The following is an 8,546-nucleotide window of genomic DNA, read 5'->3' on the forward strand; positions in this document are numbered from 1 at the left end:
TGTCCCTCAGCCGCGTGATGGACGTCCCTCAGAGGACTGATGGATATCCCTCAGCTGGGGTGCCCCCTCGCTCTTGATTAGGGCCTATGCTTGTCTGCCTGGGGTGGGCTCTGTGGATGGAGGAAGGGTGGGGGAGGAAGGGCCTCGGATGAGGCGCGTCGTGTAGTGCGTCGCCTAAAAGGGGCTGGCTGCGCGGCCCCTAGAGGCGGGATGAAGTGCTGCGTATGCTGCTGTAAAGATATACATAAACTAGGATACGCGCGCGAGGGTGGCGCGCTGGGAGGCTCGGAGTAGGGGGTGGGGGATTTGTCAAACTATGTAAAGGTTTGGTCACAAGCCTTATTCCTCGTATCTTTGAGCCCGGCGTCTCCTCCCTACACTAGGGGGCGTCCCTAGTTGGAGTCAGCTTACGTATCTCAGTTTTATCATATGAAGAAAGTATTACTATTCCTCATGAGCCTCCTGCTCTGCGTGGCCTCGGCTACGGCACAGGGTAGGGCGGTGAGCGGTATCGTCAAGGATGCTGCCGATCATGAGCCCCTGATCGGAGCCTCGGTGAAGGTCAAGGGAGCAACAGGACAGGGTGCTGTGACCGATATCAATGGTCGCTTTGCCCTCAAGGGCGTCCGCTCGGGCGCTACGCTCGTAGTGACCTACATCGGCTATACCTCCAAGGAAGTCGTCGTGGGCAACCAGGCTGAGCTCGTCATCGAGCTGAGCAGTGCGGATAAGATGACGGAGGCCGTCGTCGTGACCGCCCTCGGGATCAAGCGCTCGCAGAAGGCGCTTAGCTACAACGTCCAGGAGGTCAAGAGCGACGCTCTGACGACCGTCAAGGACGCTAACTTCATGAACAGCCTCAACGGTAAGGTGGCTGGGGTCAGCATCAACGCCTCCTCCTCGGGGCTCGGTGGTGCTACGCGTGTCGTCATGCGTGGGCCTAAGTCCATCTTCTCCGGTAATAGCGCCCTCTACGTCGTGGACGGTATCCCCATCATCAATACCAACGGTGGTGCTACCGAAGGTCGCTTCGGCGCACAGCCCAAGGGGGAAGGCATCTCGGACATCAACCCTGATGACATCGAGTCCATCAGCGTCCTCTCGGGTCCTGCCGCTGCTGCCCTCTACGGTGCGAGCGCTGCCCAGGGGGTCATCATGGTGACCACCAAGAAGGGTAAGGATGGCCGCGTGTCGGTGATGCTGTCCAATAGCAGCAGCTTCTCCCGCCCCTTCGTGATGCCTCGCTTCCAGAATCAGTACATCAACGCTCCTGGCGACAACAAGAGCTGGGGCGATGAGGCTGCTTCTCCCTATGGCACCTTCAACCCCGCGGACTTCTTCAATACCGGGTCGAACATCCAGAACACTGCTTCGCTGACCGTCGGTAATGCCAAGAATCAGACCTATCTCTCCCTGGGGACGACCAATGCCGCTGGGATCATCCCCAACAACAAGTACGATCGCTACAACTTCAGCTTCCGCAATACGACCAAGTTCCTGGACGATAAGCTGACGCTTGACTTTGGCTTCAACTACATCAAGCAGGGCGACCAGAACCTCACGGCTCAGGGTGAGTATGACAACCCCATCGTACCCCTCTACCTCTTCCCTCGCGGGGAGAACTTCGACGGCGTACGTACCTTCGAGGTCTATGACCCCACGCGTAAGATCTACGTCCAGAACTGGAACTACGGGGATGCCTACTCCATGCAGAACCCCTACTGGATGACGCGCCGCATGCTGACGACCAATAGCAAGAACCGCTACATGGTCAACGCCTCGGCCAAGTGGCAGATCGCCGACTGGATCGACCTGACCGGTCGTGCTCGTGCTGACGTCGCCAATAGCTTCGACCAGGTCAAGCGCTACGCCTCGACCTCCACGCTGCGCGCATCATCGCCCTATGGCTTCTACTCCTACAATAAGAACAACAACACGGCGCTCTACGGAGACCTGATGGCCAACATCAACAAGAAGTTCGATGACATCAGTCTCTCGGCCAACGTCGGTATCTCCACCAACCGCAGCTACTACGATGCCCACGGCTTCCAGGGTGGTCTGCGCTCCATCTCCAACGTCTTCGACCCCAACCAGATCGCCTATGAGCAGGGCGGGAAGCAGGCGCCTATCTACGGCGAGACCTCGCACGTGACCAACTCCGCCTTCGCTAGTGTCGAGGCGGGCTGGCGCAACATGCTCTTCCTCACCCTCACGGGTCGTAGCGACTGGGACTCCGCCCTCGCCTTCACGACGGGTAACCCCTTCTTCTACCCCTCGGTAGGTCTCTCGGGGGTCATCTCGCAGATGGTCAAGCTGCCCGACTGGGTCAACTACCTCAAGACGCGCGTATCGTGGGCTAAGGTAGGTTCGCCTATCCCCGCGCAGCTCTCCTCGCCTTTCCGCTATGAGTTCGACTCCTCGACGCAGAGCTACAAGACGGTGACCTATAAGTTCCCCACGGACTTCAAGCCTGAGCTGACCTATTCTTGGGAAGCTGGGGTGACGGGTAAGTTCTTCCACAACAAGCTGAGCGTAGAGGCTACGGTCTACCAATCCAATACGAAGAACCAGACCTTCCTACGTCCGCTCTCTGCTGCTGGTGCTGGCTACGATAGTGAGTACATCCAGGCTGGGGACGTCCGCAACCGCGGGATCGAGCTCTCCATCGGCTGGACGAGCCAGCTCGGCAAGGTCGAGTGGTCTACCACGGGTACCTTCAGCGCGAACCAGAACCGCATCGTCTCCCTCCTGCCCGATCCTAAGGCTACCATCGAGAAGGGTGGTCTCTCCGGCGCTGGCATCTACCTCCGTCAGGGTGGTACGATGGGTGACGTCTACACCAATACCGACATCCTGCGTACCCCCGAGGGGCTGCCTGATGTCAGCTCGGGCAACATCAAGCCCACGACGCTCTCCACGCCTGTCTACAAGGGCTCGGTACTGCCTGATGCCAACCTCGGCTGGGTCAATGACTTCACCTGGCGCGGCCTCAACGTCGGCTTCATGATCACGGCACGTCTGGGCGGTATCGTCCTCTCGCAGACGCAGGCCATCCTCGACGAGTACGGCGTATCTGAGTACTCTGCTAAGGTGCGTCAGGCTGGTGGGGTAGCCGTCGGTAACGGTAAGATCTCGGCGCGCGACTACTTCTCCGTAGTCGGTGGCTCCTCGCCTCTGTGGTCGGAGTACATCTACGACGCGACCAACGTACGCCTGCAGGAGGCACACCTCGGCTACACGATGCCCAAGAAGCTCCTCGGCGACAAGGTCCGCCTGACGCTGGGTCTGACGGCGCGCAACCTGCTGATGATCTACAACAAGGCTCCCTTCGACCCCGAGCTCACGGCCTCGACGGGTACCTACTACCAGGGCTTCGACTACTTCATGCTGCCTAGCCTGCGCAACCTCGGCTTCAGCGTTAAGCTCCAGTTCTAAGCTCCTCTAACAACATGTATCTTATGAAGATCAATCATATCAAGGGGCTCGCCTGCATGAGCCTGGCGCTCGCCCTGGCCTCCTGTACGTCAGGCTTCGAGGACATCAACCGTCCTGGGGGGAAGCTCGACAAGGAGTCGCTCAGCCGCGATAACTACAACATCTCCTCCTTCCTCATCCAGCTGGAGAACGTCTCCTTCCCTGAGCAGGAGAATGACTTCCAGATGAACTTCGACCTCATCGGGAACTACCTCGGCCGCTTCTTCACCTACGCCAACGATGGCTTCACCTCGAAGAACTACGCGCGCTTCAACGCCAAGGCTGGCTGGATCAGTGCTGCCTTCGGCCCTCTGACGAAGGCTAAGAGTGCCTTCGCTGAGATCGAGGGCTTGGCCAAGCCTGAGGAGCTCAACTACAACTGGGCCCTCATCCTGCGCGCACATGCCTTCCTGATGCTGACGGATAAGTTCGGCCCGATGCCCCTCGGCCTCGACCCGAAGAATCCCTCGGCCTACAACAGCCAGGAGCTGATCTACAAGCAGCTCATCGCTGACCTCACGGTCGCTGCTCGCAACCTCAAGGCCTTCGCCCTGGCTAACCCCTCGGCTCGTGTCAATGAGGCAGCCGACAAGGTCTACGGCGGGGACTTCTCCAAGTGGTATCGCCTAGCCAATTCGCTCAAGCTGCGTATGGCCGTGCGTATGCGCTACGCTGCCCCTGCGCTGGCTAAGCAGTACGCCGAGGAGGCCGTCGCTGATGGCGTCATCGAGAGCGCTGCCGACAACCTCTACATGAGCTACACTCCTCGTGGGCTGTACAAGACCTCTGTAGAGTGGGGGGATAGCCGTGCTGGTGCCGACATCGACTCCTACATGAATGGCTACAACGATCCTCGTATCAGCAAGTACTTCTCGGCTCCTGCCGAGGGGGCTACGCGTACCCTCCAGGGCTGTCTCGCGGCTGCTGAGATCACGTCCAAGAATAAGGCGGATGCGATCTACTCCGCAGCCGTCGCTACGCCCAACTCCCGTGACCCCTGGCTCACGGCTGCCGAGATGTGGTTCTGCCGTGCAGAGGGTGCTCTGGCTGGCTGGACGGGCATGGGCGCCACGGCACAAGAGGCCTATGAGCGCGGCGTCAAGGAGTCCTTCGCTCAATGGAGTGTAGATGGCGCAGCCTCCTACCTGCAGAGCGAGCGACAGCCCGCTGCCTACACGGACGCTGTCGGTGGCTTCGGTCGCGATATGTCCGCAGTGAGCACCATCACGCCCAAGTGGGACAGCAGTGCTAGCACTGAGGAGCAACTCGAGCGCATCATCACGCAGAAGTGGATCGCCCTCTACCCCAACGGTCAGGAGGCTTGGTCTGAAATCCGCCGCACGGGCTATCCTAAGGTCTTCGACCTGCCCGTCGATACGGGTACGGGCCTGCAGGTGCCTAACCGCATCCCTTACGATCCCAACGAGCAGACGCGTAACGCCGCTGCCTACCGTGCAGGGGTAGCTCTCCTCGGTGGTCCCGATGACTACACGACGCGCCTCTGGTGGCAGAAGAAGTAACCTCTCCCAAGCACAACGATTAAGAATAATGAAGACTAAGAATATCCTAACGCTTGCGCTTGGGCTGCTCTCGCTGGCCTCTTGCAGCAAGTGGACTGACATGGAGATTCAGCACCCGACGAACCTCACCGAGTCCAACCACTCGGAGGAGTACTATCAGGAGCTGCGCAAGTACAAGGAGAGCGATCACCAGATCGCCTTCTCCTACTACAGCGCCTGGACTGGTGTCGGGGTGAACATGCAGAGCTCCCTCATGGGGCTCCCCGACTCCGTCGACCTCGTCTCCCTCTGGGGAGGCTGGCGCAATCCTACCGAGGCGCAGCTGGCTGACCTGCGTGCCGCACAGTCCAAGAAGGGCCTCAAGGCCATGATCTGCTTCCTCGTCCTCGATATGGGTGCTGGCATCACGCCCGACCCCACCGCCGAGGAGAAGAAGGCGCTGGCACAGGGTGAGTCCTGGACGCATAAGTACTGGGGCTGGTCCACGGCCTCGACCGACGCAGGCAAGGCGGCTCGCCGTGCTGCTGTCGTCAAGTATGCCAATGCGATCTGCGACCTCATCGAGAAGTACGGCTACGATGGCTTCGACATCGACGCCGAACCCAACTATTCGCACCCCTTCGGTACGAACTACGAGCTGTGGCGTACCGACGTAGAGAACGGCGTACCTACGCTGATGACGCTCTTCGTCGAGACCCTCGGCAAGCGTATGGGGCCTCTGGCGGAGACCGAGGCTGGACGTAAGCGTATCCTTGCCATTGATGGTGAGCCCGACGCGCTGCCCGCCACGCACGCCAAGTACTTCAACTACTTCATCATCCAGGCCTACAACAACTATCAGTCCACGGATAACCAGCACTTCCGCAACGCCCTCACCAAGTTCAAGGACGTCATGAGCGCAGAGGAGATCTGCAAGAAGAGCATCTTCGTCGTGAACTTTGAGTCGGGTGCTACCAAGGGTGGTGAAGTCGGCGAAGGACAGATCCTAGCCTTCGCCCTGCAGAACCCCGTCGTCGATGGCGTCACCTATCGCAAGGGCGGTGTCGGTGCCTTCCGCGTCGACCTCGAGTACGGCATCAAGACCCCCGACGTCGTCAATGGTATCGACATGTCGCCCGTCAAGGGGCTTTCCTACCCCTGGTGGCGTCGTGCTATCCAGCTGATGAACCCTATTATTAAGTAGCCAAGCACAGCAAGTATGAAGATCAAGTATACGCTGCTGGCCCTTGCAGCTAGCACGGCGCTCCTCGCCTCCTGTCAGGATGCGAAGCTGAGCAGCAAGTCCGATAGAGCCTACATCGCCCAGACGGCCACGCAGGCGGGACGCATCGGCTCGCTCACCCTCGGTGAGGATGGCGCGAGCATCGACCTCAACGTACGTCTCTCCGACGTGCAGACGGCCGACCAGAGCTACACGCTCGAGCTGAGCCAGGAAGCCCTGGACCAGTACAACAAGCGTAATAAGACCAGCTACACGCTGCTGCCCGCAGCGCAGGTGACGATCCCCGGCTCGGAGGTCGTCATCAAGGCGGGCTCCGTCTTCTCGGATCCTCTGACGGTCAAGCTCAAGCCTCTGACCACGGAGCAGAGCAAGAGCGGTAAGAAGTACGCTGTAGCCTTCCGCCTCACGCCTAAGGGTGGCTCGCTGCCCGTCATCGAGGGTGCTGATACCTATGTCTACGGGATCAAGACGGTGACCGTCACGACGGCGCCTATCCTCGGTACCTACAGGGGGCAGTACTACAAGGCTAAGGCTGTGGGCCTGCCCGTCGTAGAGCTCCCTCGCTTCACCGTCGAGATGCGCGTCAATATGAACGGCTTCAGACGCAACAACCAGGCGCTCTTCGGCTCCTTCCACTCCGGCAGCGAGATCTATATGCGCTTCGGGGATGCCAACCCGCCCTACAACTACCTCAACATCAAGTTCGGGGCAGGGGGACAGATCGACCGTACCTTCGATGGCGCACAGCCCAACACCTGGTACCACATCGCCCTCGTCTACGATGGCGCTCAGGCTAGACTCTACGTCAACGGTGCTCTGATCACCACGACGGATAAGCCCGCAGGTCGTGTCTTCACCCTGGCTGAGACGCTGCACATCGCTGGCTCGGGTATGACCTGGTTCGTCAATAGCTGTATGTTCAGCGAGCTGCGTATCTGGAACGTCGTCCGTACGCCCGAGCAGCTCAAGGACAATGAGTACGTCGTCGATCCTTCGACCCCAGGCCTGCTCCACTACTGGCGCATGGACGAAGGTCAGGGCCGCGAGTTCGCCAACTCGGTCAAGGGCATGCCTTCCCTCAAGGTCATGGACGGCTACGACAAGGATCAGACGCCCGTCTGGGTCAGCAACGTCCGCTCCGACGGTCAGGGCACGACGCGTGTCCCCTAGTTTTTTCTTCGCCTAGAGTCCCTCGGCTGGGCTCGCTGAGTTCCCAGCCGAGGCTCTAGACGCTATTAGGTATTGTTACAATGAAGCAAAGCATCATCTATACGCTGGCGCTGATCACCCTAGGGCTGGGTAGCTGCCAGAAGCCCTTCGAGCTGGACTCGCCACTGACGCCCAGCACCGAGCAGTCGAGCTCTAGCTCTTCGCTCGTCTACCTCAAGGCTGCGGACCTGGACTATAGCTCTAAGCGCGAGGTGATCTCCGTAGCACTGCACGGCGATGACCTCTCCGTCTTCGGGGATCAGCAGGTCTATGTCTATCTCTCCAAGCCCGCTACCGAGGACGTCCGCGTCTCGCTGGCTCTGGACCGCTCGGAGGCAGCACTCGAGGCCTTCGTCAAGGGCCTCACTGAGAACCCCGGCTACAAGATCGCCGAAGAAGGCTACGCCAAGCTCGAGAACACCGAGGTCGTCATCCCTAAGGGACAGCTCAAGAGCTCCAAGCCCGTCCTCGTCAAGGCGGGGGCTAAGTACGCCGAGCTCTCCAAGGCTACGTCTGGCTCTGAGTACCGCCTCATCGCCCTGCGCCTAGATAAGGTCGCCGAGGGTGTGGCTGCTGCCAGCAAGGAGCGCGCCCGCCTCTTCCTCCCCGTCGAGAAGGAATACACCAATATCCTGATGGACCAGGCGGCTCCTAAGGGCTCGAAGGTAGGTGTCACTCTCCTCGACTACGAAGTATCCAGCGAATACACGGGCTTCGGTAAGGAAAACCTCTACGACGGTAAGAGTACCTTCTGGTACGCTGCCTTTGGCGACCAGGCTCCTTGGTTCTCCGCTATGCTACAGAGCGGCACGCGCAAGTTCACCGGCGTACGTGTCAGCGTACTGCCGACCTACTTCGCCATCGCTCGCGAATGGACGATCTACACGACCACCGACGGTGAGACGTGGGATGCTCAGGGCGTAGTCGAGGGCTACGAGATCAACGAGAAGGGCGATGTCACCATCCACTTCATATCGCCCATCGTGGCTAAGGGCATCAAGCTCGCAGCTACGCGTCGCGGTCAGAGTGGTTGCGCCGTCAAGGAATTCGAGCTCTACGCCCAGGACTAATCCTCCTGCCTAAGAGCTAAGCAATAAGGAGCGCCCCCTCGCTGCACTACC

At 59.8% G+C, this 8,546-nt stretch carries 5 protein-coding genes; all 5 read left to right on the forward strand.

Features of this window, described 5'->3' with window-relative positions; genetic code table 11:
- Window positions 1-429 precede the first annotated feature (429 nt).
- The 5 genes from Q0248_RS02180 (at window position 430) to Q0248_RS02200 (ending at window position 8,495) form a co-directional block, all read left to right on the forward strand.
- The gene (locus tag Q0248_RS02180) at window positions 430-3,435 is read left to right on the forward strand and encodes a SusC/RagA family TonB-linked outer membrane protein (RefSeq protein WP_299319201.1); all 3,006 of its coding nucleotides are present in this window, start codon (window positions 430-432) and stop codon (window positions 3,433-3,435) included.
- A gap of 23 nt (window positions 3,436-3,458) precedes the next feature.
- Entirely contained in the window at window positions 3,459-4,994 is a 1,536-nt protein-coding gene (locus tag Q0248_RS02185) for a SusD/RagB family nutrient-binding outer membrane lipoprotein (protein WP_299319203.1), read from the forward strand.
- A gap of 28 nt (window positions 4,995-5,022) precedes the next feature.
- On the forward strand, window positions 5,023-6,177 hold the full coding sequence (locus tag Q0248_RS02190; RefSeq protein WP_299319206.1) for a glycoside hydrolase family 18: 1,155 nt from the start codon (window positions 5,023-5,025) through the stop codon (window positions 6,175-6,177).
- Between the two features lie 15 nt (window positions 6,178-6,192).
- The gene (locus Q0248_RS02195; RefSeq protein ID WP_299319208.1) at window positions 6,193-7,386 is read left to right on the forward strand and encodes a DUF1735 and LamG domain-containing protein; all 1,194 of its coding nucleotides are present in this window, start codon (window positions 6,193-6,195) and stop codon (window positions 7,384-7,386) included.
- Between the two features lie 80 nt (window positions 7,387-7,466).
- A complete protein-coding gene (locus tag Q0248_RS02200) occupies window positions 7,467-8,495 on the forward strand; it encodes a discoidin domain-containing protein (protein ID WP_299319211.1) in 1,029 nt (342 codons plus the stop codon).
- Window positions 8,496-8,546: the final 51 nt, after the last annotated feature.

The organism is uncultured Porphyromonas sp. (assembly GCF_938046015.1).
Taxonomy (GTDB): domain Bacteria; phylum Bacteroidota; class Bacteroidia; order Bacteroidales; family Porphyromonadaceae; genus Porphyromonas.

Bases quoted from the DNA above. Each gene is read 5' to 3' on its own strand.
- Q0248_RS02200 (WP_299319211.1), top strand. From the start codon at position 7,467: ATGAAGCAAAGCATCATCTATACGCTGGCGCTGATCACCCTAGGGCTG.
- Q0248_RS02190 (WP_299319206.1), top strand. From the start codon at position 5,023: ATGAAGACTAAGAATATCCTAACGCTTGCGCTTGGGCTGCTCTCGCTG.
- Q0248_RS02185 (WP_299319203.1), top strand. From the start codon at position 3,459: ATGAAGATCAATCATATCAAGGGGCTCGCCTGCATGAGCCTGGCGCTC.
- Q0248_RS02195 (WP_299319208.1), top strand. From the start codon at position 6,193: ATGAAGATCAAGTATACGCTGCTGGCCCTTGCAGCTAGCACGGCGCTC.
- Q0248_RS02180 (WP_299319201.1), top strand. From the start codon at position 430: ATGAAGAAAGTATTACTATTCCTCATGAGCCTCCTGCTCTGCGTGGCC.